A 24,138-nucleotide genomic window follows, 5' to 3' on the forward strand; every position below is an offset into this window, starting at 1 on the left:
TCGTAATACTTGTTATCAATTTCAGAAATACTTTGAAATATTCAGAGGTTTTGAAAGGACTGCCTGGGGCTGTGTGGGTTCAGGGGATTTGTGGGGGAATGATGAATGCGGGGGGAGATTGGAGGGACTTGCAACAGGAGCGATTGCCCTGGGTATCGCAGGCTCAACCCAGGCTACGGTCGGGTAGCCCGGCGTCGAGCGAAGCGACACCCGGGATCAGTGGCAGATGCGACTCAGCTGAGCCGCTGCGCATTTCAATGGCCGTCCTCATTCTACAAAGGTGCAGAAAGCCTCTAGGGGCAGGCGCTCGCTGACCAGCCGATTGACCGGCGCGTCGGGGTCGGCATAGCCCACCGCGATGGCGCAATGCAGCATGTGCTCGGCAGGCATCGACAGAAAACGCTCGACACTCAGGTGATAGCGCGCCCAGCAGGCCTGCGGGCAGCTGTCCAGGCCGTGCTCCTTGAGCAGCAGCATCAAGCTCTGCTGATACATGCCCAAGTCCGCCCATTGCCCCGGCCCCATGCAACGGTCGACCGAGAAAAACAGTACACAGGGTGCCTCGAAGAAGCGGAAGTTGCGGGCGAACCAGTCCAGACGCGCAGCTTTGTCTTCACGGCCGATGCCGAGCAACGCATACATCTGCTCGCCCACCTCGAATCGCGAGGTGCGATAAGGCTCCTGCAGCGGCTGCGGGTACACCGGATAATCCGCAGGGTCGGGTTGTGGGTCGTCCTCCAGCCGCAAGGCAATGTGCTGACGGAAACGCTCCAGCGCCTCGCCCTGCAGCACATGGATGCGCCAGGGCTGCAGGTTGCCACTGGAGGGTGCGCGGGCCGCCTGCTCGAGCAATTCGCGCAACAACTCAGTTGCCACCGGGCGATCCAAAAAGGCGCGTGTGCTGCGCCGCTCACGCAGCGCCTGGCTGACGTTCATCCGCTCTCCTCGCATGTAATAAATGCCCCATCAAAACAAAGGCCGCCTCCTGATGGAAGCGGCCTTGGGTGCTGCCTCTACGTTCGCCAGCCAATCACTGCACCTGGTTGGACGCCTCGGCCGCCTTGATCAGGTCGGCGCCAATATCGCTTTCGAATTTCTTCCACACCGGGCGCATGGCTTCACGCCATTGTTCGCGCTGCTCGGGCGTCAGCTCGATGATCTCGCTGGTGCCCGCCTTGACGATGGCGGCACGGGCTTCCTTGTTGAGGTCATCGGCCTGACGGTTCACCTCGGCAGTCACCTCGACCATGATCTTGTCTAGCTCGCTGCGGACATCCTCCGGCAGGCCGTTCCAGAACTTGGTATTGGTGATCACCATGTAATCGATCAGGCCATGGTTGGATTCGGTGAAGAACGGCTGCACCTCATGCACTTTCTGGCTGAAGTAGTTCGACCAGGTGTTCTCGGTGCCGTTGACCACCCCGGTCTGCAGGCCCTGATAGACCTCAGCGAAGCTCATCTTGCGCGGCGCGGCACGCAGGGCTTTGAACTGCTCGTCGAGAACAGCTGAGGCTTGAACACGGAATTTCAGACCGCGTGCATCCTTGGGCTCGTGCATCGCCTTATTGGCCGACAGCTGCTTCAGACCATTGTGCCAATACGCCAGGCCAGTGATCCCCTTGCCTTCCATGCTGGTCAGCAGCGCCTTGCCTTCGGCGCTACCCTGGAAACGGTCGACAGCCTCCATGTTATCGAACAGGAACGGCAGGTCGAAAATCTGGATCGGCTTGGCGTAATGCTCGAACTTGGCCAGCGAAGGCGCCAGCAACTGCACGTCTCCGAGCAGCAGCGCTTCCATCTCCTTGCCATCACCGAACAGCGAGGAGTTCGGGTAAACCTCGACTTTGACCCGCCCTGGCAGGCGCTCTTCGGCCAGCTTCTTGAACAGCAGAGCACCCTGCCCCTTCGGCGTGTGATCAGCGACCACGTGGGCGAACTTGATACTAATCGGGTCGGCGGCATGTGAGACGCCGGCGATAGAAACGGCAACAGCGCAGACCAGCGCCTTGAGAGAAAGCTTGAGCATTGAGTGACCTCATCTTGTTTTTGTTGGTAGGTAGAACTCTGTTTACAACCGCAACTGCTTTGGCGGAATTCAGCATTGTGCAAAGGCGCATTCGGCATCGCCGAACGCTGGCCTGGAAACGCTAGCCGGACGAGCCGGCATGCTCGACGATGCGTCTTGCCCGGCCGACCACCGGTGCGTCGACCATCTGCCCATCGACCACGAAAACACCGTCGCCACCCTCGCCGGCCTGCAGCACCCGGCGCGCCCAGGCCAGTTCCTCGGCCGAAGGCGCCAGCGCCCGATGTACCACGGCGATCTGGCTGGGATGGATGCACAGCAGCCCACCAAAACCCATGTCGCGAGCATCGCGGCTGGCGCGGTCGAGGCCGACCTGATCCTGAATCGCCGGGAACACGCTATCCAGCGGCGCGGCCAGCCCAGCCAGGCGGCTGTGCAGCAGAATCGTGTAACGGGCCTGATCGAGAATGCGCTCGGCCGCCGCCGTGCCGCTGTTCAGGCCCAGATCGAGCCCCAGATCCAGGCCGCCGAACGACAGCCGCTCGACACCTGACGCAGCGGCGATGGCTGGCAGATCATGCAGACCACGGGCACTTTCGATGATCGGCCATACCGGTTTGCCCGCGTCGGCGACACGCGCTACCTGCGCTGCGCTTTCCACCTTGGGCAGCAGCACGCCGACAACGCCGCGCTGGCGACGGCACAGCGCGATATCCTCGGCATGACCAGGGTGTTCGGGCGAATTGATGCGCACCAGCAGACGCGCCTCGGGATTGTCGCTCAGGAAGCTGTCCAGGTTGCCTCGGGCCTCGACCTTGAGGCTTTCCTGCACGGCATCTTCGAGGTCGACGATCACCACATCAGCGCCACTGGCCAACGCCTTGGGAATCCGCTCGGGCCGCGAAGCGGGAACGAACAGTGCGGAACGAACTATCTGTGCGGTCATTGCATCGATCCTTTTCAACAGTTCTAGATCGCGCCCTGCTGGCGCAGACGCTGGACATCCGTCGTGGCATAACCCAGCTCTGCCAACAAGGCTTCGGTGTGCTCGCCCAACGCGGGCACTGCATCCATTCGCGGCGTGAAGGCGCTGTTGCTACCGGGTGGCAGCAGCGCGGGCAGGCTGCCTGCCGGGCTGTCCACCTGGCGCCAGCGGTCGCGGGCCTTGAGCTGCGGGTGGGCCCAAACACCGGCCATGTCATTGACGTGGGCGTTGGCGATCTGCGCCTGTTCCAGCCGTTCGATCACCTGTTCGGCACTGAGCACGGCGAAGGTGCCAACGATGATCGAGCGCAGTGCCTCACGATTGGCCGAACGCCTGGAGTTCGCCGAGAAACGCTCATCGGTCGCCAGTTCAGGCTGCAGCAGCACCCGCTCGCAGAACGCCTGCCATTCGCGCTCGTTCTGCAGGCCGAGCATCACCGTGCCGCCGTCGCCAGCGGGGAATGGGCCGTAGGGATAGATGGTCGAGTGGGCGGCCCCGGCACGTGGCGGCGGCGTGGCACCGTCGTACGCGTAATACAGGGGATAACCCATCCACTCGACCAGGCTCTCGAGCATGCTCACATCGATGCGGCTGCCCAGACCGGTTCTGCCACGCAGCAGCAGAGCGGTAAGAATGTTGCTGTAGGCATACATGCCGGCGGCGATATCGGCGATGGAGCAGCCGGCCTTGGCCAATTGATCGTCGCCTGCCCCGCCGGTGACCGACAGGAAGCCGCCCTCGCTCTGGATCAGCAGGTCGTAGGCCTTCTTCTTCTCATAGCTGCCGCCTTCGCCGTAACCGGAGATGTCGCAGACGATCAGCTTCGGGAAGCGCGCATGCAGCGCCTCGAACGACAGCCCCATGCGCGCCGCCGCGCCCGGTGCGAGGTTCTGTACCAGCACGTCGGCCTTTTCCAGCAAGCTGTCGAGCACCTCGCTGGCGTCGTCCTGTTTGAGGTCGAGGGTCAGGCTTTCCTTGGAACGGTTGGTTCACACGAAATGCGACGCCAGGCCATTGACCCGCTCGTCGTAACCGCGCGCGAAATCACCACTGCCGGGGCGCTCGACCTTGATCACCCGAGCGCCCATGTCGGCGAGCTGACGAGTGCAGAACGGCGCCGCGATGGCATGTTCCAGACTGACCACGGTGATGCCATCGAGCGGACGCGGTTGTTGTACGTCGTTCATATCCGTTTCCTCGCTCAGGCCAGGTTGCTCAGATCATTGGTGTCACGCAGGCGCCAGACCTTGGCGATCAGCTCGCCGGCATCAACGCTGCTGCGCTTGCCGGCGAATGCCAGCAGACGGCGGAACTTGTCTTCCAGCTCGGCGCGGCTGAGGGTGTTGCCCGGGTCGCCCTTGGGCTCGTCAATGGCGCCGCGCAAGGTGCGGCCGTCGGTGGTAACCACCTCGACCCGACCCAACCAGCGCGCCGGATAAGCGCCATCCACCTCGGGGTCGAGGCGCATGCTGACCTTGTCCCTGAATTCGCTGACGTCAGCATCGCTGAGCGACAGGTTCTCGAACTCGGTGAGCTGCGCCTTGCCATGCACCGCGATCAGGCCCAGCACGGTGCCCATGGAAAACTTGGCCTGATGCACGGTCTGCGGCACCACAACACGCCCCAGCACATCGATGGCGCCCTGGTGCACATGGGTGATCACCTGGGCGATGTCGCCATGTCGCAGGCCTTCGCGCTGCATCAGTTCCAGCAGCGCATCGGCAGCCGGGTGGGTGTGGCGGCAGGAGGCGTGGAACTTGAACGAGGTTTCTGCCAGTGCCCAGCGGCTGCCGAGACGATCCGATAGCTTGCTCGGGTTGGCATCGCTGGACATCCCGGCAGCCATGCCCTGCTCGCCCTCGAGAATGTTCTGTGCGCCGGTCAGGCCCTGCTCGGTGAAGTACGCAGCCAGCAGGCCATCGGCAGCGGCCTTGGCGGTGTGCAATTGCTTGGAGTCGGCAGCGTCGCGCAGGAACTCCCAGAGCCCGGCGGCCTGGGTGCCGGCATTGCCGAGCAGGTGGACGAACTGCTGTTTATCGAAGTTCAGTAGCTTGCCCACCGCCACGGCAGCGGCCAGGGTGCCAACCGTGGCTGTGGTGTGGAAGATGCGGTAATGGGAGCGACCGAGGAATTCACCGATGCGAATGCCCGCCTCGTAGCCGGCCACCGAGGCCAGCAACAGCTCGCGGCCGGACTTGCCCAAATCCTGCGCGGCCGCCAGGGCCGCCGGGAATACCACGGTGGCCGGGTGCAGCACCGAACTGTTGTGCAGGTCATCCTGCTCGACCAGATGGGAAGATGCGCCGTTGACCAGTGCCGCAAAGTACGCCGAAGTGCCGCGGCCGTTGACCAGAATGCGCGCCGGGCCATCGGCCGGGCCCATCTTCTGCGCGTAGGCTTCGAATAGCGGAATCGGCCGCGCGCCTTCACTGGCAAGTGCCGACCCGAGCCAATCGAGGAACAGGTCTTCGGTACGATCCAGCACCTGCGCGGGGATCTGCTCGTAACGGAGATCGGCTAGAAATGCAGCGAGCTGCTGAGTATGGGTGCTCATGGCAAGCTCCTTAGAAACTGCGCGGCAGCTCGAGCAAGTGCTCGGCCACGTAGGACATGATCAGGTTGGTAGAGATCGGCGCCACCTGGTACAGGCGGGTCTCGCGGAACTTGCGTTCGACGTCGTATTCATTGGCGAAGCCGAAGCCGCCATGGGTCTGCAGACAGGCATTCGCCGCTGCCCAGGAAGCCTCCGCTGCCAGGTACTTGGCCATGTTGGCGCTGGCCCCGGCGTTCTCGCCGCGGTCGTACTGTTCGCAGGCGCGCCAGCGCATCAGGTCGGCGGCCTCCACTTCGATATGGGCCTTGGCAATGGGGAACTGCACGCCCTGGTTCTGGCCAATCGGGCGGCCGAAGACCACGCGATCACGGGCGTAAGCACTGGCCTTCTCGATGAACCAGCGACCATCGCCGATGCACTCGGCAGCGATCAGCGTGCGCTCGGCATTCAGGCCGTCGAGGATGTAGCGGAAGCCCTTGCCCTCCTCGCCGATCAAACTGCTGGCAGGGATTTCCAGGTTGTCGAAGAACAGCTCGTTGGTCTCGTGGTTGACCATGTTGGCGATTGGCTGCACGGTCAGGCCGTTGCCGATGGCGTCGCGTAGGTCGACCAGGAAGATCGACATGCCTTCGGATTTCTTCTTCACCTCGGCGAGCGGCGTGGTGCGCGCCAGCAGGATCATCAGGTCGGAATGCTGGATGCGCGAGATCCACACCTTCTGGCCGTTGATCACGTACTTGTCGCCCTGGCGCACGGCGGTGGTCTTGATCTTGGTGGTGTCGGTGCCGGTGGTGGGCTCGGTCACGCCCATGGACTGCAGGCGCAGCTCGCCGCTGGCCAGCTTCGGCAGGTAGTAGTTTTTCTGCTCGTCGCTGCCGTGACGCAGCAGGGTGAACATGTTGTACATCTGCCCGTGCACCGTGCCGGAGTTACCGCCACAACGATTCACTTCCTCGAGAATCACCGAGGCTTCGGCCAGGCCCAGGCCAGAGCCGCCGTATTGTTCCGGAATCATCGCCGACAGCCAGCCGGCTTCGGTCATGGCCGCCACGAAGGCTTCCGGGAAGCCCTTCTCTTCGTCGATCTTGCGCCAGTACTCGGCAGGGAATTCGGCACACAGACCGCGTACGCCTTCGCGGATGAAATTCAGTTCTTCGTTCTGTTCCGGGGTCATCTTGATTCCTCGATTCTTGTTGTTGTCGCGGCCGATATGGGTAGATCGGTGATGCGCGATCCACCCTAGGCAGGTGCAATCATTCGAATTCCACGTCGGCCTGCTGGGCCATGCCGGCTTCGTTGCCAGCCCACAACTGCGCCTTGCCCGGAGCGCTGATCCGCCCTGCCACTTCGAAGGGCTGCGGCGCGACCAGCGGGCGCAGGCCGCGATAGGCGAAGCGACGCAGGCGGGTCTGTGGGTTGGCGCGGCAGAACGCGCGCAGGTTAAGCGTGGCGATCAGCGGGCCATGCACCACCAGCCCGGCATAGCCTTCGGTGTTGGTGACATAGGGCCAGTCGTAATGAATGCGATGACCGTTGAAGGTCACCGCGCTGTAGCGGAACAGCAGTGTCGGGCTGGGCACCACGCCTTCGCGCCAGTCACCATTCGGCAGCGCCTCGCCGGCGCCACTCTTGGGCGGGCTGGGCTCGCGGTAGACGATGTCCTGCTCTTCGCGGATCGCCAGTTCGCCGTCCTGCAGGTAGTCATGCTGCACGGTGACGAACAGCAGCGCGCCAGTGCGGCCGTGCTTTTCTTCGATGTGCTTGATGGTCGACACGCGGGTCGCCTCTCCGCCGACACGCAGCGCGGCGATGAACTCGACGCGACCGCCCGCCCACATGCGGTTGCGATTGTCGGCCGGGGGCAGGAAGCCACCGCGTGCCGGGTGACCGTCCCCGCCCAAGCCGCTTTCGGCGATGGGGTCTTGAAAGAATGCCCAGTGCCAGAGCGGCGGCAGGGCTTCGCCGTGAGCGGGCGTGTCTTCGCCCAGGGTCGCGGCGATGCGCTTGACCAGGTTGCGGCTCAGTTGATCGTGGGATTCTTCGGTGCGGCCGATCCAGGCGGAAAAAGCAGAGTCGCTCATGGTGGGTTCCAGCTGTCTTTTTTATGTGCGACCAGCATGCAATCCACTTATCGTTCTGTGAATTTGCATTTGCATAAACCGGCGTTCGGTTATGCTGAACACCGCTTCCGCTGCCTGAACAGGATCACCATGCACTTCGATCTGCCGGATTTGCGTCTTTTCATCCACATCGCCGAGTCGCCCAGCCTGACCCAGGGCGCACGCCGTGCCTCACTGTCGCCCGCAGCAGCCAGCGCGCGTATCAAGGCGCTGGAAGGCCAGCTCGACACCCGCCTGTTGTACCGCGACAGCCGTGGCGTGGAGCTGACACCCTCCGGCCAGCGCCTGCTGCAGCACGCGCGGTTGATCATGCGCCAGGTCGATTACCTGAAAAGCGAGTTCACAGAATACGGCAGTGATTCAGCCGGGCATATCCGCATCTTCGCCAACACGACGGCAGTGACCGAGTTCCTGCCAGAAGTACTGGCTGGCTTCCTTGCCGAGCGCCCCGGCGTGACGGTGGATCTGCAGGAGCGCCTGAGCCGCGATATCGTCCGCGGCGTGCTCGACGGCGGCGCCGACCTGGGCATCATCGCAGGGCCGGTGGAAGCCGCTGGCCTGCAGGTGCTGCATTTCAGCACCGACCGCCTGGTGCTGGTGGTGCCGGACAACCACCCCCTGGCCGGCCGCGATCAGGTCAGCTTGCGCGATACCCTGCAGTACCAGCACATCGGCCTGCACGACGGCAGCACGCTGCTGACCTTCTTGCGTGAACACGTGGAAACCCTGGGCGGCACGCTATCGCTGCGCATCCAGATGTCCAGCTTCGAAGCCATCTGCCGCATGGTGGAAGCCAACGTCGGCATCGGCATCATCCCCGAGTCCGCTGCCAGCCGACACCGTCGCACCATGAAGCTGCACACCATCGAGCTGAACGAGGCCTGGGCCGTGCGCGAACGCAGCATGCTGGTACGCGACCTCGAAGCCCTGCCGGGCAGCGTGCGTGCGTTGATCGCCACGTTGCTGCCGGAGACTGCAACCACCTAAACCGCCCGTGGTAAACATCACGCAGCGAACGGCGGCGCCAAGAAGCGAAGCTCATCACACCGGTGATCGGCATAGCTGGCAAAATGCCTTGACCACCAATAGAATCGCGGCCGCAGGAAGCACTCCGCACCCATATCTGGGTTAGCGTCATGGATCGACTCATAAAATGGTTCGCGCAGCCGTCGCGAATTCGTCCCATGCGTTATTACTCGTGAAAGTGTTCGGCAGCTTCCTGTCCGTTACAGGCTTTGCCCTGCCCATTTTTTCACGAGATTCGTATGAACAAGATCATCACCGCCAGCCTTGCAGGCATGCTCGTGCTGCTCGCCGGTTGCGCCACCGAAAGCTCGCGCACCCTGGAAGTCGCCAAGGTCAACACTGCCACCAGCCAGTACAACGGCCCGCGCAGCCCGATCGCCGTCGGCAAGTTCGATAACCGTTCCAGCTATCTGCGCGGCATTTTCAGCGACAGCGTCGACCGCCTTGGCGGGCAGGCCAAAACCATCCTGATCACCCACCTGCAGCAGTCGAACCGCTTCAATGTGCTCGACCGCGACAACCTGGCAGAGCTGCAGCAGGAGTCGGGTTTCTCCAAACAGGCTCAACAGGTGAAAGGCGCCAACTTCGTGGTCACCGGTGACGTCACCGAATTCGGCCGCAAGGAAGTCGGCGACCACCAGCTGTTCGGTATTCTCGGCCGCGGCAAACAGCAGATCGCCTATGCCAAGGTGAACCTCAATATCGTCGACGTCACCACTTCCGAAGTGGTCTATTCCACCCAGGGCGCCGGCGAGTACAGCCTGTCGAACCGTGAAGTCATCGGCTTCGGCGGCACCGCCAGTTACGACTCGACGCTCAATGGCAAGGTACTCGACCTGGCGATTCGTGAAGCCGTGAACAACCTGGTCAGCGGTGTCGACAGCGGCGCCTGGCGCCCGGTCAAGTGAGCGCGGAGAACTCGACCATGAAACTCGCCCGTACTCCCCTTCTGCTGGCAGCCCTGCTCGCCGTTGCAACGCTGGGCGGCTGCGCCCAGCAGCCCAAATCGCTGTACTACTGGGATGGCTATCAGCAGCAGGTTTATCAGCGCTTCGAGAACACCACCGGCCCCGAAGAGCAAATTGCCGCCCTTGAAGCCAGCGTGCAGAAAGCCCGCGCGGCGGATCGCACTCTGCCGCCAGGCTTCCATGCCCATCTCGGCATGCTGTACGCGGAGATTGGCAAGCCCGATCAGGTGCGCCAGCAGTTCGAAACCGAGAAGGCCCTGTTCCCCGAGTCCGCTCAGTACATGGACTTCCTGATGCGCAATATCGCCAAGTGATCGACATGTCTCTACTGAACTCAATCAGAACACTCGCGGCGCTGGCCGTGCTCGCGCTGCTGGCCGGCTGCGCCACCAAGCAGCCCTATGACTACAGCGCCTTCAAGGAAAGTAGCCCGGCCTCCATTCTGGTACTGCCTCCGGTCAACAAATCGCCGGATATCAAAGCGTCCTTCAGCGTCTACTCGCTGATCACCGCGCCTTTGAGCGAGGCGGGCTACTACGTGCTGCCCGTCGCGGTGGTCAACGAGACGTTCAAACAGAACGGCATGCTCAACGCCGAGGAAATCCGCGAAGTCTCGCCGCAGAAGCTGTACGAAATTTTCGGCGCCGACACGGTACTGTACATCGACGTGACCGAGTACGGCAGCAGCTACAAGGTGATCAGCAGCGAAGTGGCAGTTGCCGCCAGCGCTACGCTGGTCGACCTGCGTACCGGCAAGGAACTGTGGAAAGGCATCGCCCGCGCCAGCACTGCGGAGCAACAGCAGAACAGCGGCGGCGGCCTTGCGGGCATCCTCATCACCGCGCTGGTCAATCAGGTGATGAACAGCCTGAATGATCGTGGCCATGAGATCGCAGGCATCACCAGCGCCCGCCTGCTGAGCAGCAACCCGGTCAACGGCATTCTGCCTGGCCCGCGCGCGCGGCCCGTCAGCGCTCGCTGAAGCCCGCCAGACGAGCCCGGATCACCGGGCTCATTTTATTTCTGCCTACTCCTTGCCCACCCCATGCTCCCGCAACTTGTTGGCGATGGTGGTGTGGGACACGCCCAGGCGTTTGCCGAGCAAGCGGCTGCTCGGAAATTCACCGTGCAGGCGCTCCAATACGGCTTTCTCGAAACGCCCGACGATGGCGTCCAGCCCACCTTCCAGCGAGAAGTCACCCAGCGGCTGCGCCGCGCCATAACCTGGCAGGCGAATGTGCTCGGGCTTGACCATCGCGCCCTCGCACAGCGATACCGCCTGAAATAGCACGTTCTCCAGTTGTCGGACGTTGCCCGGCCAGTGGTAGCGCCCCAGCTTGTCCAGCGCGGCAGGTGCCAGGCCGGGCAGCGGGCAGCCGATCTGCCGGCTGGCGCGGTCGAGAAAATGCTCGGCCAAAGGCTGCAGGCCGTCGAGGCATTCGCGTAGCGGCGGGATGTGCAGGCTGAGCACGTTGAGCCGGTGATAGAGATCTTCGCGAAACTCGCCACGGGCGCAGAGTTCGGACAGATCGACCTGGGTGGCGCAGGTCACCCGCACATCCAGGTACACCTCCTCGTCACTGCCGACGCGGCGGAAGCAACCGTCCTGCAGAAAGCGCAGCAGCTTGGCCTGCAAACGCGGGCTCATTTCGCCGACACCATCGAGAAACAGGGTGCCGCCTGCGGTCAGCTCCAGCAGGCCCAGCTTGCCCTCGGCACGGGCCCCCTCGAAGGCACCGGGGCCGTAACCGAACAGTTCGGTCTCGGCCATCGACTCTGGCAGGCCGGCACAGTTGAGCGCCATGAACGGCGATTGCCCCCGTGGGCTAGCCAGGTGACAGGCGCGAGCCAGCAGCTCCTTGCCGGTACCGGTTTCGCCCTCGATCAACAGCGGTGCATCCAGCGGCGCCATGCGCCGCGCCTCACGCACCACGGCCGCCATCACTCTGGAGCTCTGGAAGATGCTGTCGAAACCGCGCAGTTCCTGCTTGCGCACCTGGTAGATCCGCTCACCAACGCGGTCGGCACGGTGCAAGGTCAGCACCGCGCCGGCCATGGCCTCGCTATCGTCGTGCTCGCTTTGCAGCGGTGCGATGTCGGCGAGAAACACGTCACCGCAGACCTTGACCCGCAGACCATTGATACGCGAGCGATTGGCCCGCACCAGCTCCGGCAGGTCGAAATCCTCGGCGTAGCGCGACAGTGGGATACCCGGCACCTCGTCCACCCGCACGCCGAGCAACTGAGCAGCAGCACGGTTGGCGGCGACGATGCTGCCGCCCATGTCGACGGACAGCACCGGAAACTCCAGGGCGCCAAGCAAGGCGTTGAGTTCCAGATGGCGACGCTCACTGGGCATCAGGCCCACGCGCTTGACGCCGAACACGCCGGTGATGGCCTCGAACTTGGCGCGCAGGGCCTGGAACTGCAGATTGATCAGGTTGGGGCAATGCAGGTAGATGGCGTTGCCCTGCTCGCCACCGACCTCACCACGTGCGACGTTGATGCCGTAGTCGACCAGCAGTTCGAGGATGTCGCGCAGGATACCAACACGGTTCTGGCAATGGATCTTGATACGCATGACGGCCGCTCTTGTTATTTTCGTCAAGGTTTCTTGCCAGTCTAGTGGATCCGCTCGAGCCCACCACAAGGGTTTGCGCGAAACGTAATCCTTTCTTTACGAAAACCTCGGTCATGGCCCTCAAGCAGGTCGCGCACGCCCCTCGCACAACCCTCAGCCTGCGCCATGCTTACGACAGGCAACGCACCGCAGGGTGGGTAAGCCATGACCAGATCGGGTTGTGCGAGGGAGATCACCAGATGAAAGCCAGCCAGTACGTCGCCAGGCAGCCTGACGCGAGCGGCTTTATCCACTATGACGAGGTCGAGCACCGCACCTGGCAGACGCTGATCAAGCGCCAGCTCGCGGTGATCGAGTCACGAGCCTGCCTGCCCTATCTCGATGGCCTCGACAGGCTCGCCCTGCCCCATGATCGAATTCCGCAACTGCCTGACATCAACCGTGTACTACGCGCCGCGACCGGCTGGCAGGTGGCGCAGGTACCAGCGCTGATTCCCTTTCAACGCTTCTTCGAACTGCTCGCCAATCAGCAGTTTCCGGTGGCTACCTTCATTCGCACTGAAGCGCAGCTGGACTACTTGCAGGAGCCGGACATCTTCCACGAGATATTCGGCCACTGCCCGTTGTTCACCAACCCCTGGTTCGCCGAGTTCACCCACACCTACGGCCGCCTGGGCCTGGCCGCCAGCCCTCAGGAGCGGGTGTTTCTCGCCCGCCTATACTGGATGACCATCGAATTTGGGCTGGTGGATACCCCGGCGGGCAAGCGCATCTATGGCGGCGGCATTCTCTCCTCGCCCAAGGAAGCGGTGTACTGTCTGTCCGCAGAGCCCGAACACCTGCAGTTCGATCCTGTCGAAACCATGCGTACGCCCTACCGCATCGACATCCTGCAGCCGCTGTATTTCGTCCTGCCGGATCTGCAACGGCTGTTCGCCCTGGCCCAGGAAGACATCATGGGCCATGTTCAGGAGGCGATGCGCCTGGGCCTGCACGAACCGAAGTTTCCGCCCAAGGCGGCTTGATGGGGCAGATAACAATTTGGATCGTAGGAGCCCGCTTGCGGGCGATGATTGACGGTAGAGCGATCGCCCACAAGCGGGCTCCTACACGATGTTCAATTCGCATAGTCCTGACTACATATCAGCGGAGCCATTTATGACCGATCTATCCAAAGCCACCTGCGAAGCCTGCAGCGCCGATGCACCCAAGGTCAGCGAAGCCGAGCTGGCGGAGCTGCTGCGGCAGATTCCCGACTGGAACATCGAGGTTCGCGACGGCGTGATGCAGCTCGAAAGGGCCTACGCCTTTCGCACCTTCAAACATGCGCTGGCCTTCACCAACGCAGTGGGCGAAATCGCCGAAACGGAGAACCATCACCCTGCCCTGCTGACCGAATGGGGCAAGGTCACCGTGACCTGGTGGAGCCACTCGATCAAGGGCCTGCACCGCAACGATTTCATCATGGCGGCGCGCACCGACGAGTTGGCCAAGGGCGCCGATGGGCGCAAATGAAATGCCCCGTAAACGGGAAAAAGTCGATCCTTCGCGCACCGCGCTGGTGCCTTTCACTCCCCAGAAAAACACAAAGACCGTTCGTCGGCAAAAATAATCTTTATATTTCAAACACCTAGATAACCATCGCAAAGATCACTGGCGCGCTTCATGCTTGCTATCACTGGCATAGTCCCCTAGGGTTGTTCGCCATGTGGTCCTTGATTTCCCCTATCAGCTCGTTGCTGGGTGGGGTCGCATTACTCCTCCTTGGCAACGGTTTGCTCAACACTCTACTGACTCTGCGTGGCGTCGCCGAAGGCTACTCCACCGGAATGCTCGGACTGATCATGTCCGGGTACTTCGTCGGTTTTCTCCTCGGCACCTGGCTGGCGATTCCGCTGGTTCGTCGCGTTGGGCATATCCGTGCATTCTCCTTTTGCGCCGCCCTCGCCGCGATCACCGCGCTGCTCCATGTGTTGATCGTCGACCCCTGGGTATGGCTTGGCTTGCGGGTGCTCTACGGCCTGGCACTGGTCAGCCTGTACATGGTCATAGAGAGTTGGCTCAACGCTCAGGTGCCCAACGATAAACGCGGGCAGATGTTCGCGGTTTACATGGCGGTCAACCTGGGTGCCCTGGCTGCTGCTCAGCAGTTGCTGAACCTGGCCGATCCCGGTGAGTTCCTGCTCTTCGCCCTGGCGGCAATGCTGATCAGCGCGGCGCTGATGCCCATCACCCTGACGCGCCAGCCGCAGCCAAGCGTACCGGATACCTTGCACACAAACCTGCGCGCCATCGTCGGCATCGCCCCACTGTCGATTGCCGCGGCCGGCCTCTCGGGGCTAGCACTTGGTGCGTTCTGGGGGATGGCGCCGGTGTATGCCAGCCTCAATGGTTTCGATGCGTCGGGGGTCGGCCTGATGATGAGCGCGACTATTCTCGGTGGCGCCTTGCTGCAACTGCCAATCGGCCGCTTCTCCGACAGCCATGATCGGCGCTGGGTGCTGTTCTGGGTAGTCAGCGCCGCGGTGGTCGTCGCACTGCTGATGAGCCTGTTGCCTGCCGGGCGCACGCTGCTGGCGCTGATGTTCATCTTCGGTGGACTGTCGTTCGCCATCTATCCCATCGCCGTGGCGCAACTGATCGACCAGTTGCACAGCGACGAGATTCTTTCCGGTTCCAGCAGCCTGCTGATGATCAACGGCGTCGGCTCCGTATGCGGGCCGCTGCTCGCCGGCATACTGATGCAATACACCGGCGCTGCCGCACTGCCGCTGTATTTCGCTGCAACCCTGGGGCTGCTGGCGGCCTACACCTTCTATCGCCTGCGCCACGTCAGCGACCTGGTCGCCGGTGAGCAGGCACACTTCGTACCGATGCTACGCACCAGCCATACCGTACTGGAGCTGATGCCCGACGCCCCACCGTCGGACGATGAAAACGACCCGGACAACGGTAACCAAGGTGACGAGCAGGAGCCCGCCACCGCTTCATCGTAGGCAAACGCCTACAGAACAGAGGCACCTCAAGGTGCCCGCTTTGCTCGTCGGCTGATGTCGGCGCGTCACTGCACCACTCATGGACAGGGAGACAGCGCATGCTACTTGCAACCGATCTTGATGGAACCTTTCTCGCCGGTGATCCCGAGGATCGCCTGAGCCTTTACCAGACAATCGCCGCTCACCCGGAAATTCAGTTGGCCTACGTAACGGGTCGCAGCCTGGAAGCGGTATTGCCGCTATTGGCCGACCCGACCTTGCCACAACCGGACTTTATCATCGCCGACGTCGGCGCCACCTTCGTACACGGCGACACCCTGCAACCGATCCAGCGCCTGCAAGGCCAGGTCGATGCTCTCTGGCCGGGCGAGAGCCTGGTCGCTCAAGCCCTGGAAGGCTTCGAGCTGGAGCGCCAGGACGTACCGCAAGCGCGCCGCTGCTCGTACTTCTGCACGCCCGAGCAAGCGGCCGATCCAGCCCTGCTGGCAGCGGCAGAAAAGCTAGGTTGCGATCTGCTCTACTCCGCGGATCGCTACCTGGACTTTCTGCCCAAAGGCGTGAACAAAGGCTCCAGCCTCAAGGCCCTGGTCGACTGGCTGGGCATCGAGGCCGGTCAAGTACTTGCCTGCGGCGATACGCTCAATGATTTGAACATGCTCGACGGCACTTACAAGGGCGTCTGCGTCGGCGAGTCGGAGCCCAACCTGATCAAGGCCACCGAGCATCAATCCTGGATTCTGCAGGCGGATCGCTCAGGTTGCGGCGGTATTCTGCAGGCCTTCGTGCATTTCGGCTTCCTCGGCGAACATGGCATTGCTGCGGAAAAACGCAGCGCCACCAAACCAGGCCGCGCCGAACTGGTGATGGTCTATCACCGCCTGCCTTACGAAGAACACCGCGTGGACGGCAAGGTACAGCGCCGCCGCCCGACCTCGCCCAACGGCATCATCCCGACCCTGATGAGTTTCTTCGGTGACTCGCGCCCTGGCTCCTGGGTCGCCTGGGCGGTCGACGAGGAAGGCGACGAGCCGTTCGAAACCCACACCACCGTAGACGCCGAGCGCTATCCGAAACTAACCGCCGCACGGGTGGCGCTGAGCAAGGAAGAAGTCGACATCTTCTACAAGCGCTTCTCCAAGGAAGCCTTCTGGCCGACCCTGCACACCTTCTGGGAGCGCGCACGCTTCGACGAGGGTGACTGGCAGGTGTTTCTCAAGGTCAACCGTGCCTTTGCCGAGCGCACCGCCAAGGAAGCCGCGGAAGGCGCTATCGTCTGGCTGCACGACTACAACCTGTGGATGGTGCCGGGCTACCTGCGCGAATTGCGCCCGGATCTGCGCATCGCCTTCTTCCACCACACCTACTTCCCATCGGCCGACGTGTTCAACGTGCTGCCGTGGCGCCGGCAGATCATCGGCAGCCTGTTGCAGTGCGACTACATCGGCTTCCATATCCCGCGCCAAGTGGAGAACTTTGTCGACGTAGCGCGTGGCGTCACGCCGCTGCAGACCGTCAGCCGGCAGAACTGCGCGCCACGCTTCATCACCTACGGCTGCGCTGTGGGGCTGGAGCGCATGACCACTGCCGTGGACACCGGCAGCCGCGTAGTCAAGCTTGGTGCTCACCCGGTCGGTCTGGATATCGATCGCGTGCGCAATGCCTTGGCGCAGGAAAGAACCCGCGAGCAGATGGCCAACCTGCGCAGCGAGCTGAGTGGCATCAAATTGGTACTGTCGGTCGAGCGCCTGGATTACACCAAGGGCATTCTTGAAAAACTCCAGGCCTACGAGCGACTGCTGGCCGACAACCCGGAGCTGCACAAGAAGATCACCCTGGTCAGCATCTGCGTGCCGGCGGCCCGCGAAATGACCATTTACGACGAGCTGCAATCGCAGATCGAACAGGCGGTGGGGCGCATCAACGGCCGCTTCGCGCGGATCGGCTGGACGCCCGTGCAGTTCTTCTTCCGCAGCTTCCCGTTCGACGAAGTGGTGGCTTGGTACGCCATGGCCGATGTCATGTGGATCACGCCGTTGCGCGACGGCCTCAACCTGGTGGCCAAGGAATTCGTCGCCACCCAGGGCCTGCTCGAAGGCCAGGGCGTGCTGGCGCTGTCCGAGTTTGCCGGCGCTGCAGCGGAGCTCAAGGGCGCGCTACTGACCAACCCCCACGACACCGCCGACCTGGCGCAAACCTGCTACCTGGCGCTGAACATGCCCAAGGCCGAAGCCCGTGCCCGGATGCGCGAGCTGTTCGATATCGTCAACTACAACGATATCCGTCGCTGGGGCGACGAGTTCCTCGCCGGCGTCGCCGAGCCATCGGCAGAAGAGGAAAATGTCCTGCGCCTGGCGACTGGTTAAACACCAGTAGCCTGGCGTTGAGCGAAGCGATACCCCGGGGAGCATTCGGCCTGCCGACAACTCGCTCCTGCGCATCGCTTCGCTCAGCAGCAGGCTACGGTCAGCTGTCGTGACGAACTGCTATGCTGCGCGCCATTGCAAGTACGAGACGCGCAGCATGAAAGACATCCTGATCATCGGCATCGGCGCCGGTGACCCTGACTACCTCACCACGCAAGCGATCAAGGCGCTCAATCGCGCCGACGTGTTCTTCATCCTCGACAAGGGTGAAGCCAAGGACAAGCTGATCGCCCTGCGCCGCCTGATCCTCGATCGCTATATCGAGCCTGGTCGCCCTTATCGAATCCTCGAAGCGACCAACCCGGAACGCGAACGCGATGTGGCCAACTATGACGCGAGCATCGACAGCCTCAACCGTGACAAGCAGGCGGTGTTCGAGCAGCTGATCAACCAGTTGCAGGAAGGCGAAACCGGCGCATTCCTGGTCTGGGGCGACCCGTCGCTCTACGACAGTACCATCCGCATTCTAGATGGCGTGATCACGGGCGGCATGCGCCTTGATTACGAGGTGATCCCCGGCATCACCAGCGTTCAGGCGCTTACCGCGCGCCACCGCATTCCTCTGAACCAGATCGGCCGTGCCGTACAGATCACCACTGGTCGACGCCTACGCGAAGGCTGGCCAGAGGGCGTGGACAGCGTGGTGGTGATGCTCGACGCACAGGACAGCTACCGCCATGTGATTAGCGAAAATCTACATATCTACTGGGGCGCCTACGTCGGCACGCCGGACGAGATTCTTATCGCCGGCAAGCTCGCCGATGTCGCCGAGCGCATCGCGCATACCCGCGCAGCTGCCCGCGAGGCCAACGGCTGGATCATGGACAGCTACCTGCTGCGCCGTGGCGGGCGCGAGGCCTGATCGCAGACTCGAGGATATCGGCCGTCTGCTGCCTGTCGCCTGGCTGTTCGACCGCTACAAGGCGGTAGCCGCCGTTCGTTGTGGGGCGCCAATTGGTGGGCTGAAGCCCACCCTACAGCCGTGCATCTAACCGTAGGGTGGGCTTCAGCCCACCAAATCGAACGGCCGCTTGCGCCACGTAGCGGCCGGTCAGGCGACTTTTGTTTCGAGCTGGCCGATCAAGAACATCGCCTCAGAGACGCTCGCGAAACAGCGCTTGATGTTCGCGGCACTGCTCGGCTGAGAGCATGAACACGCCATGGCCGCCACGGGCGAAGTCCAGCCAGGCGAAATCCACTTCGGGATACAGCGCCTCGACGTGCACTTGGCTGTTGCCCACTTCGACCATCAGCAGGCCTTTATCGGTCAGGTGATCGGCCGCTTCGGCCAGCATCCGGCGTACCAGATCCAGCCCGTCATCACCGCAGGCCAGACCCATTTCCGGCTCGTGCTGATACTCAGCCGGCATGTCGGCGAAATCTTCGGCATCCACATAGGGTGGGTTGGAGACGATCAGATCGAAGCGCTGCCCCGGCAGCCCGGCGAAGCCGTCGCCCTGCACGGTATACACCCGCTCATCGAGGCCATGGCGCTCGATATTGCGGTTGGCCACCTCCAGCGCCTCGTAGGACAGATCGCCAAGCACCACTTCGGCATCGAGGAACTCATAAGCGCAGGCGATACCAATACAGCCCGAGCCCGTGCACAGGTCGAGAATCCGCGCCGGTTCACCAGACAGCCAGGGGCTGAAACGTTGCTCGATCAGCTCGGCGATAGGCGAGCGCGGCACCAGCACGCGCTCATCGACGATAAAAGGCAAGCCACAGAACCACGCCTCGCCAAGCAGGTAGGCGGTGGGTACACGGTCTTCTATGCGCCGCTGCAGCAAAGCGTGCAGGTGCTGCTGCTCGTCCTCCTCGAGGCGGCAATCCAGGTAGCTGTCAGCGATTTCCCAGGGCAGATGCAGGGCGCCGAGCACCAACTGCCGCGCCTCATCCCAGGCATTGTCGGTGCCATGCCCGAAGAACAGCTCCTCTGCCTGAAAACGGCTCACGGCCCAGCGGATGTAATCGCGCAGCGTGCGCAGGCGGGTGTTCAGGGCTGGGCGGGCATCGGTCACAACGTGGCTCCGGGCAAAAGGCGTTAGTTTAGCAGGCCTACCCTGGCAATCCAGCGCTGCCAGGCGCCTGTTCGATGGGCAGGCCCGCGCTTGTGCTCGGAAGCTGAAACGATTCACTTGGGTTACCGAGACCGCTGCGCTGCAATACAACCAACAGAGAGGTTCACAGCAGCGTCATAGAGGCGGACAATATGCACCGTTAACCGCGCCAGCAAGGAGTCGTACATGTCGTCCCACCCGCAAACGTTCTATCAGCTCACTGGTCGTGGCCATGCGCCTGCCAACCTGAGCAATGCGACTCTGCTGGTCATCGATGCCCAGGAAGAATATCGCAGTGGTGTGGTGCAGTTGCCTGGCCTGGATGCAGCCTTGGCGGAAATCGCCAAACTGCTGGATGCCGTACGTGCCCAGGGCGGTGCCATCGTTCACGTCAAGCACCTGGGCATCCCTGGTGGCCTGCTGGATCCCCGCGGCCCACGTGGCGACCATCTCCCGGAAGTGGCACCACTGCCGGGCGAGATCGTCCTTGAGAAGCGCATGCCGAACGCTTTCTCCGGTACCGACCTGCACGAGAAGCTGCAGTCCCTCGGTCATCTCGATCTGATCGTCTGCGGGTTCATGACCCATTCCAGCATCAGCACCACCATTCGCGCCACCAAGGATTACGGTTACCGCTGTACCGTGGTCGACGCCGCCTGCGCCACCCGTGATCTACCGACGCCAGATGGCAAAGTGATCAGCGCCGCCGAGATGCATCGCATCGAAATGATCGCCCTGGCCGACAACTTCGCGGCCTGGGTTCCGGACGCCAGCGCACTGCTGTAAGCCCGCTTCAAATGCGTCGCCTGGCGCCGCATTGGTTTGAACCCGCCTTACTCCTGCCAGTCATAGCGAAAAGATCCCTCGAGGAAATGTCGCCCCATGAAGCAATCAGACGGTTTCAATGCCCGCCGCCTACGCCCGAAAAACTCGGGCAACTGGCGCTTGCAGGTTGCCGCAGCCGTTGCGGCCCTGTGTGCGACGTTCGGTATTCTGTTGGCCATGGCGGGTACCGCAACGCTATTGGGCAGGCCGCAGATACTTGGCAACCTGAATGACTCCACCAGCAATGCCGGCGCCATACTGGCACTTGGCCTGGTCTTGCTTTACGGCGGTGTAGTGGGTTGGCGCAAATGCCGCCGCCGTATACGCCATCGCAAGGCTGACCTGGCCATGTCGCCACACCTGATGAAGAAACGCGACTGACCTGCCCTTCTCCGCTTGGTAAACTTGTCGCCCCCTGCGGAGGCTCCGATGCAAGACGATGACTTTTCCCTGTTCAAGGCACAGCTGCAAGGCGTGAAGCCGATCAAGCACGATCGCGCCGACACCGGTAAGCCGAAGAGCGACCGTGCCCGCCTGGCCACCCTGCGCCAGGCAGCGACCCTGCGCACGGACACCATCAAGGTGGATGGTCTGTCCGATCAGTTCGTCATCGATGTCGGCCCTGAGGATGCGCTGTACTGGGCCGGCAACGGCGTGCAAGACGGCCAGATGCGCAAACTCAAGCTCGGCCAGATCCCTTTCGACGGCAGCCTCGACTTGCATGGCATGAGTGTGGAGAAAGCCCGCGACACTCTCTGGGAGTTTCTCGCCGAAGCGACCAAGCTGGAGGTTCGCTGCGTACGCGTGACCCACGGCAAGGCGGTACGCACCGACGGGCGCAGGCCAATGATCAAGAGCCATGTGAACACCTGGCTGCGTCAACACCCGCAAGTGCTGGGCTTCACTTCCTGCATCGCCAAGCATGGTGGAACCGGCGCGGTCTACGTGATGCTCAAGCGCATCATGATGGATGGCCGCGACGAGTAAGGTTAGCGTCACACCGGAGCAAATCATCTAGAGTTGCCGCTGCACACCCCGCTAATAAGTAAGGTGCCCGCGATAAACGGCAGGCACAAAAAACCCGGCGCGAAGGCCGGGTTTTTCATCACATCGCAAACCTGACGATCAGACCGGCGCCTTGGCGCGGGACTTGTACTCGCCGGTGCGGGTGTCGATCTCGATCCAGTCACCGATTTCGCAGAAATCAGCCACTTTCACTTCAGTGCCGTTGCTCAGCTTGGCTGGCTTCATCACCTTGCCGGAAGTGTCGCCACGGGCGGAACCTTCGGTGTAGGTCAGCTGACGCACGATAGTGGTCGGCAAGTCGACGGAGATCACTTTGCCTTCGAAGAACACGGCTTCGCAGACGTCGTTCATGCCTTCTTCAATGAACGGCAGAACGCTTTCCAGGTCTTCGGCGCGCAGCTCGTAGGAGTTGTATTCCGGATCCATGAAAACGTAGTCGTCGCCGCTGATGTAGGACAGGTTCACTTCCTTGCGCTCAAGGATGACCGGTTCCATCTTGTCGTCGGCTTTGTAGACGGTTTCAGTCTTCGAGCCGTTCATCAGGTTTTTCAGCTTCATCTTCACGATGGCGCTGTTACGACCGGACTTGGTGAACTCGGCCTTTTGGATCAGCCATGGCTGGCCATCGATCAGGGCCACGCTGTTAGGCTTCATTTCTTGTGCGGTTTTCATACGAATATCCGGATCTGAATGGATTTACAAAATTCGAGGCCGCGTATCATAGCCAATTTCGGTAAAACTGCACCAGCGCCGCGGCAAGATCTGCACGTACCGCCTGGCACTTCGCCCACTCCCGGGCATGGGTGGCCAGCTCATCGCTGCACCGCAGCCAAGCGTTCCAGCCATCATTCATTGGCGCACCAGCATTCCAGGCTCGCCACACGGTCCGCAGCGCTGCGCTGGCTTCGGCAGAAAGGCCTTGGCAGTACAATGCCATGAAAGCCTCCAGCTTATCCCAGTGCGCGCCCTCCTCCTGAGGATAGATGTGCCAGACGAGCGGTCGACCGGCCCACTGCGCGCGCACGAAGGAATCCTCGCCGCGCACCAGATTCAGGTCGCAGCACCAGAGCAGCGCGTCGTACTGATCCTGCTGCATGAAAGGCAGCACCTGAGCACTCAGCGCACCACGCCTCACCACTGAGCCAACGTCGACAGGCTGCCCCAGCCAGTGCTGCAGGCCCCCGAGAATCCGACCTTCGGGCACCAGTAGATGGCTGGGGGTAGCATCGCTCGCCAAGGCATCCAGCCAACCGGGCAACGAGGCGTTCTCGTAGGCAAACAGGGAAATCAGCCGCGCGTCAGAGGCCGGGCGCACGCCCATCGACTCGAGGAAGCGCTCACGGGCGCCAGCGTCCTGCTGCAGCACGTCACGGGCGCCGAGCAGATCGCCCTCGCGCAGCAACCCACCGGTACCCGCGGTAAAACCGGGAAAGAAGAAGAACTTCTGTAGGCCATTGCTCTGCATCGACGGCAGCCCATGACAGCCCTCGACCCAATCCTCAGCACTCAAATACTCCAGGTTGAGCCAGAGAGTCCGCGCGGAGCATGCAACCATCGCGGCCACATACTGGCTAGGCAACTCACAGGCAAAAGCCTCGATAACCACATCTGCCGGCTCGACCACTTGCCAGATCTGCTCCCAACGACGCACCTCGACACCACACAAATGCTGGCAGGCTGATTTGGCATCCGCTTGCGGACAAATACGCGCGAGCGCGGCCAAGTCATCGACCCACAGACGCACCTCAGCGCCCTGCTCGGCGACCAACCGCCGCGCCAACCGCCAGGCCACCCCGATATCGCCGTAGTTGTCCACGACCCTACAGAAAACATCCCACTTCACTGCCACATTCCCACTCAAAAAGAGGTATCCACACGTCAAATGTTCGCACTGCAGGCCACGCTATTTACCGTGGGCAGCGGCTAGCCGTTACTGCAGGCGACTCACAGTGGCGCGCATCGTCGAGCGCCATTCTACGATGCTCTGAGGATCTTGATCCTAGTACCCCAGAGCCATTCTGAGCCCCCATACAGACCTGCCCAATGAAAAAGCCCGACACTAGGCCGGGCTTCTGATTAGCGCGCCGCGTTACTTCGACTTTGCAGCCTGGATCGACTTGTTACCGCTCGATTTATTACCAGGGGACTCATCCGCGTCCTTGTGCTTGCTACTGGCAGCAGCAGAACCTTTATTTTGTCCGCTCTTTTCATCGTCGCGTTGCTGTGCCTTGGATTGCTCGGCAGGCTTTGACTTATCCTTGTCGTGATGCGCCCCTTGCGAACTATTCTTGGCGCCGCCGTTTGCAGAGCTCTTGGATTTATCCTGAGCACCTTCGGTACTTTTCACGTTCATGACAGTTACCTCGAGAGAGGCCAAAAATTTGGCCTCATAGAATCCGAGAGGCCGAAATCCTAGAGGTTCAGGCTATACAGTGACCGCCTGACGGATATGCACACCTCTCCCCCCGATCACCTGCAGGACGCTTTGCGGCTGACCCACTGAACGACGAAGAGCCATTAACATGACGTACGGCTTAGCGTACGACGA

General features: G+C 62.1%; 23 protein-coding genes and 1 pseudogene. 12 read left to right on the forward strand and 12 right to left on the reverse strand.

What is annotated here, in order from left to right; translation table 11 throughout:
* Positions 1-267: 267 nt before the first annotated feature.
* The 7 genes and pseudogenes from ACZ0AI_RS07805 to ACZ0AI_RS07835 form a co-directional block, all read right to left on the reverse strand.
* Complete coding sequence (locus ACZ0AI_RS07805) at positions 268-936, reverse strand: nitroreductase (protein ID WP_463565259.1); 669 nt, start codon at positions 934-936, stop codon at positions 268-270.
* Between the two features lie 94 nt (positions 937-1,030).
* Positions 1,031-2,026: a TRAP transporter substrate-binding protein gene (locus tag ACZ0AI_RS07810; RefSeq protein WP_463565260.1), complete on the reverse strand. Its 996-nt coding sequence runs from the start codon at positions 2,024-2,026 to the stop codon at positions 1,031-1,033.
* 121 nt (positions 2,027-2,147) lie between these two features.
* Positions 2,148-2,972, reverse strand: a complete 825-nt coding sequence (locus tag ACZ0AI_RS07815; RefSeq protein WP_463565261.1) for an HpcH/HpaI aldolase/citrate lyase family protein — start codon at positions 2,970-2,972, stop codon at positions 2,148-2,150.
* A gap of 23 nt (positions 2,973-2,995) precedes the next feature.
* Positions 2,996-4,198: pseudogene (locus ACZ0AI_RS07820) on the reverse strand (CaiB/BaiF CoA transferase family protein).
* A gap of 14 nt (positions 4,199-4,212) precedes the next feature.
* Positions 4,213-5,565: an MmgE/PrpD family protein gene (locus ACZ0AI_RS07825; protein ID WP_463565262.1), complete on the reverse strand. Its 1,353-nt coding sequence runs from the start codon at positions 5,563-5,565 to the stop codon at positions 4,213-4,215.
* Positions 5,566-5,575: 10 nt separating this feature from the next.
* A complete protein-coding gene (locus ACZ0AI_RS07830) occupies positions 5,576-6,739 on the reverse strand; it encodes an acyl-CoA dehydrogenase family protein (RefSeq protein ID WP_225833048.1) in 1,164 nt (387 codons plus the stop codon).
* 79 nt (positions 6,740-6,818) lie between these two features.
* Complete coding sequence (locus ACZ0AI_RS07835) at positions 6,819-7,646, reverse strand: HTD2 family dehydratase (RefSeq protein WP_463565263.1); 828 nt, start codon at positions 7,644-7,646, stop codon at positions 6,819-6,821.
* Between the two features lie 129 nt (positions 7,647-7,775).
* Between ACZ0AI_RS07835 and ACZ0AI_RS07840 the strand changes: the two genes are divergently transcribed.
* From ACZ0AI_RS07840 to ACZ0AI_RS07855, 4 genes are all read left to right on the forward strand, one after another.
* Positions 7,776-8,672, forward strand: a complete 897-nt coding sequence (locus ACZ0AI_RS07840) for a LysR substrate-binding domain-containing protein (protein ID WP_463565264.1) — start codon at positions 7,776-7,778, stop codon at positions 8,670-8,672.
* 278 nt (positions 8,673-8,950) lie between these two features.
* Entirely contained in the window at positions 8,951-9,619 is a 669-nt protein-coding gene (locus ACZ0AI_RS07845) for a CsgG/HfaB family protein (RefSeq protein ID WP_463565265.1), read from the forward strand.
* Positions 9,620-9,636: 17 nt separating this feature from the next.
* Positions 9,637-9,993, forward strand: coding sequence for a DUF4810 domain-containing protein (locus tag ACZ0AI_RS07850; RefSeq protein ID WP_463565266.1), 357 nt, complete (start codon positions 9,637-9,639; stop codon positions 9,991-9,993).
* Between the two features lie 5 nt (positions 9,994-9,998).
* On the forward strand, positions 9,999-10,661 hold the full coding sequence (locus ACZ0AI_RS07855) for a DUF799 domain-containing protein (RefSeq protein ID WP_463565267.1): 663 nt from the start codon (positions 9,999-10,001) through the stop codon (positions 10,659-10,661).
* Between the two features lie 45 nt (positions 10,662-10,706).
* Here the strand turns inward: ACZ0AI_RS07855 and ACZ0AI_RS07860 are convergent, their stop codons facing one another.
* Entirely contained in the window at positions 10,707-12,260 is a 1,554-nt protein-coding gene (locus tag ACZ0AI_RS07860) for a sigma-54-dependent transcriptional regulator (protein WP_463565268.1), read from the reverse strand.
* A 239-nt stretch (positions 12,261-12,499) separates the two neighbouring features.
* Here ACZ0AI_RS07860 and phhA point away from each other — a divergent pair, with 239 nt between their 5' ends.
* The 5 genes from phhA to cobF all read left to right on the forward strand — a co-directional run bounded on the left by phhA (position 12,500) and on the right by cobF (position 18,541).
* On the forward strand, positions 12,500-13,285 hold the full coding sequence (gene phhA / locus ACZ0AI_RS07865) for a phenylalanine 4-monooxygenase (RefSeq protein ID WP_463565269.1): 786 nt from the start codon (positions 12,500-12,502) through the stop codon (positions 13,283-13,285).
* 133 nt (positions 13,286-13,418) lie between these two features.
* Entirely contained in the window at positions 13,419-13,775 is a 357-nt protein-coding gene (locus ACZ0AI_RS07870; RefSeq protein WP_463565270.1) for a 4a-hydroxytetrahydrobiopterin dehydratase, read from the forward strand.
* A gap of 191 nt (positions 13,776-13,966) precedes the next feature.
* The gene (locus tag ACZ0AI_RS07875) at positions 13,967-15,256 is read left to right on the forward strand and encodes an MFS transporter (protein ID WP_463565271.1); all 1,290 of its coding nucleotides are present in this window, start codon (positions 13,967-13,969) and stop codon (positions 15,254-15,256) included.
* Between the two features lie 98 nt (positions 15,257-15,354).
* A complete protein-coding gene (gene ggpS, locus ACZ0AI_RS07880; RefSeq protein ID WP_463565272.1) occupies positions 15,355-17,619 on the forward strand; it encodes a glucosylglycerol-phosphate synthase in 2,265 nt (754 codons plus the stop codon).
* A gap of 157 nt (positions 17,620-17,776) precedes the next feature.
* Positions 17,777-18,541, forward strand: a complete 765-nt coding sequence (gene cobF, locus ACZ0AI_RS07885; RefSeq protein WP_463565273.1) for a precorrin-6A synthase (deacetylating) — start codon at positions 17,777-17,779, stop codon at positions 18,539-18,541.
* A 232-nt stretch (positions 18,542-18,773) separates the two neighbouring features.
* Here cobF and prmB read toward each other — a convergent pair whose 3' ends face one another.
* On the reverse strand, positions 18,774-19,679 hold the full coding sequence (gene prmB / locus ACZ0AI_RS07890; RefSeq protein WP_463566071.1) for a 50S ribosomal protein L3 N(5)-glutamine methyltransferase: 906 nt from the start codon (positions 19,677-19,679) through the stop codon (positions 18,774-18,776).
* 246 nt (positions 19,680-19,925) lie between these two features.
* Between prmB and ACZ0AI_RS07895 the strand changes: the two genes are divergently transcribed.
* The 3 genes from ACZ0AI_RS07895 to ACZ0AI_RS07905 all read left to right on the forward strand — a co-directional run bounded on the left by ACZ0AI_RS07895 (position 19,926) and on the right by ACZ0AI_RS07905 (position 21,551).
* Complete coding sequence (locus tag ACZ0AI_RS07895) at positions 19,926-20,525, forward strand: cysteine hydrolase family protein (protein WP_463565274.1); 600 nt, start codon at positions 19,926-19,928, stop codon at positions 20,523-20,525.
* A 96-nt stretch (positions 20,526-20,621) separates the two neighbouring features.
* Positions 20,622-20,945: a hypothetical protein gene (locus ACZ0AI_RS07900; protein ID WP_463565275.1), complete on the forward strand. Its 324-nt coding sequence runs from the start codon at positions 20,622-20,624 to the stop codon at positions 20,943-20,945.
* 48 nt (positions 20,946-20,993) lie between these two features.
* Entirely contained in the window at positions 20,994-21,551 is a 558-nt protein-coding gene (locus ACZ0AI_RS07905; protein ID WP_463565276.1) for a Smr/MutS family protein, read from the forward strand.
* A gap of 138 nt (positions 21,552-21,689) precedes the next feature.
* Here ACZ0AI_RS07905 and efp read toward each other — a convergent pair whose 3' ends face one another.
* The 3 genes from efp to ACZ0AI_RS07920 form a co-directional block, all read right to left on the reverse strand.
* Positions 21,690-22,262: an elongation factor P gene (gene efp / locus ACZ0AI_RS07910; RefSeq protein ID WP_225833091.1), complete on the reverse strand. Its 573-nt coding sequence runs from the start codon at positions 22,260-22,262 to the stop codon at positions 21,690-21,692.
* A gap of 46 nt (positions 22,263-22,308) precedes the next feature.
* Complete coding sequence (gene earP / locus ACZ0AI_RS07915; protein WP_463566072.1) at positions 22,309-23,439, reverse strand: elongation factor P maturation arginine rhamnosyltransferase EarP; 1,131 nt, start codon at positions 23,437-23,439, stop codon at positions 22,309-22,311.
* 240 nt (positions 23,440-23,679) lie between these two features.
* The gene (locus tag ACZ0AI_RS07920) at positions 23,680-23,943 is read right to left on the reverse strand and encodes a hypothetical protein (protein ID WP_463565277.1); all 264 of its coding nucleotides are present in this window, start codon (positions 23,941-23,943) and stop codon (positions 23,680-23,682) included.
* Between the last annotated feature and the right edge of the window lie 195 nt (positions 23,944-24,138).

The organism is Pseudomonas sp. AC355, assembly GCF_979258205.1.

Bases quoted from the DNA above. Each gene is read 5' to 3' on its own strand.
- ACZ0AI_RS07875 (WP_463565271.1), top strand. From the start codon at position 13,967: ATGTGGTCCTTGATTTCCCCTATCAGCTCGTTGCTGGGTGGGGTCGCA.
- ACZ0AI_RS07810 (WP_463565260.1), bottom strand. From the start codon at position 2,026: ATGCTCAAGCTTTCTCTCAAGGCGCTGGTCTGCGCTGTTGCCGTTTCT.
- ACZ0AI_RS07845 (WP_463565265.1), top strand. From the start codon at position 8,951: ATGAACAAGATCATCACCGCCAGCCTTGCAGGCATGCTCGTGCTGCTC.
- ACZ0AI_RS07860 (WP_463565268.1), bottom strand. From the start codon at position 12,260: ATGCGTATCAAGATCCATTGCCAGAACCGTGTTGGTATCCTGCGCGAC.
- ACZ0AI_RS07835 (WP_463565263.1), bottom strand. From the start codon at position 7,646: ATGAGCGACTCTGCTTTTTCCGCCTGGATCGGCCGCACCGAAGAATCC.
- ACZ0AI_RS07895 (WP_463565274.1), top strand. From the start codon at position 19,926: ATGTCGTCCCACCCGCAAACGTTCTATCAGCTCACTGGTCGTGGCCAT.
- ACZ0AI_RS07815 (WP_463565261.1), bottom strand. From the start codon at position 2,972: ATGACCGCACAGATAGTTCGTTCCGCACTGTTCGTTCCCGCTTCGCGG.
- ACZ0AI_RS07870 (WP_463565270.1), top strand. From the start codon at position 13,419: ATGACCGATCTATCCAAAGCCACCTGCGAAGCCTGCAGCGCCGATGCA.
- ACZ0AI_RS07850 (WP_463565266.1), top strand. From the start codon at position 9,637: ATGAAACTCGCCCGTACTCCCCTTCTGCTGGCAGCCCTGCTCGCCGTT.
- phhA (WP_463565269.1), top strand. From the start codon at position 12,500: ATGAAAGCCAGCCAGTACGTCGCCAGGCAGCCTGACGCGAGCGGCTTT.
- ggpS (WP_463565272.1), top strand. From the start codon at position 15,355: ATGCTACTTGCAACCGATCTTGATGGAACCTTTCTCGCCGGTGATCCC.
- ACZ0AI_RS07840 (WP_463565264.1), top strand. From the start codon at position 7,776: ATGCACTTCGATCTGCCGGATTTGCGTCTTTTCATCCACATCGCCGAG.
- ACZ0AI_RS07825 (WP_463565262.1), bottom strand. From the start codon at position 5,565: ATGAGCACCCATACTCAGCAGCTCGCTGCATTTCTAGCCGATCTCCGT.
- cobF (WP_463565273.1), top strand. From the start codon at position 17,777: ATGAAAGACATCCTGATCATCGGCATCGGCGCCGGTGACCCTGACTAC.
- ACZ0AI_RS07900 (WP_463565275.1), top strand. From the start codon at position 20,622: ATGAAGCAATCAGACGGTTTCAATGCCCGCCGCCTACGCCCGAAAAAC.
- efp (WP_225833091.1), bottom strand. From the start codon at position 22,262: ATGAAAACCGCACAAGAAATGAAGCCTAACAGCGTGGCCCTGATCGAT.
- ACZ0AI_RS07805 (WP_463565259.1), bottom strand. From the start codon at position 936: ATGAACGTCAGCCAGGCGCTGCGTGAGCGGCGCAGCACACGCGCCTTT.
- ACZ0AI_RS07905 (WP_463565276.1), top strand. From the start codon at position 20,994: ATGCAAGACGATGACTTTTCCCTGTTCAAGGCACAGCTGCAAGGCGTG.
- ACZ0AI_RS07830 (WP_225833048.1), bottom strand. From the start codon at position 6,739: ATGACCCCGGAACAGAACGAAGAACTGAATTTCATCCGCGAAGGCGTA.
- ACZ0AI_RS07855 (WP_463565267.1), top strand. From the start codon at position 9,999: ATGTCTCTACTGAACTCAATCAGAACACTCGCGGCGCTGGCCGTGCTC.
- ACZ0AI_RS07920 (WP_463565277.1), bottom strand. From the start codon at position 23,943: ATGAACGTGAAAAGTACCGAAGGTGCTCAGGATAAATCCAAGAGCTCT.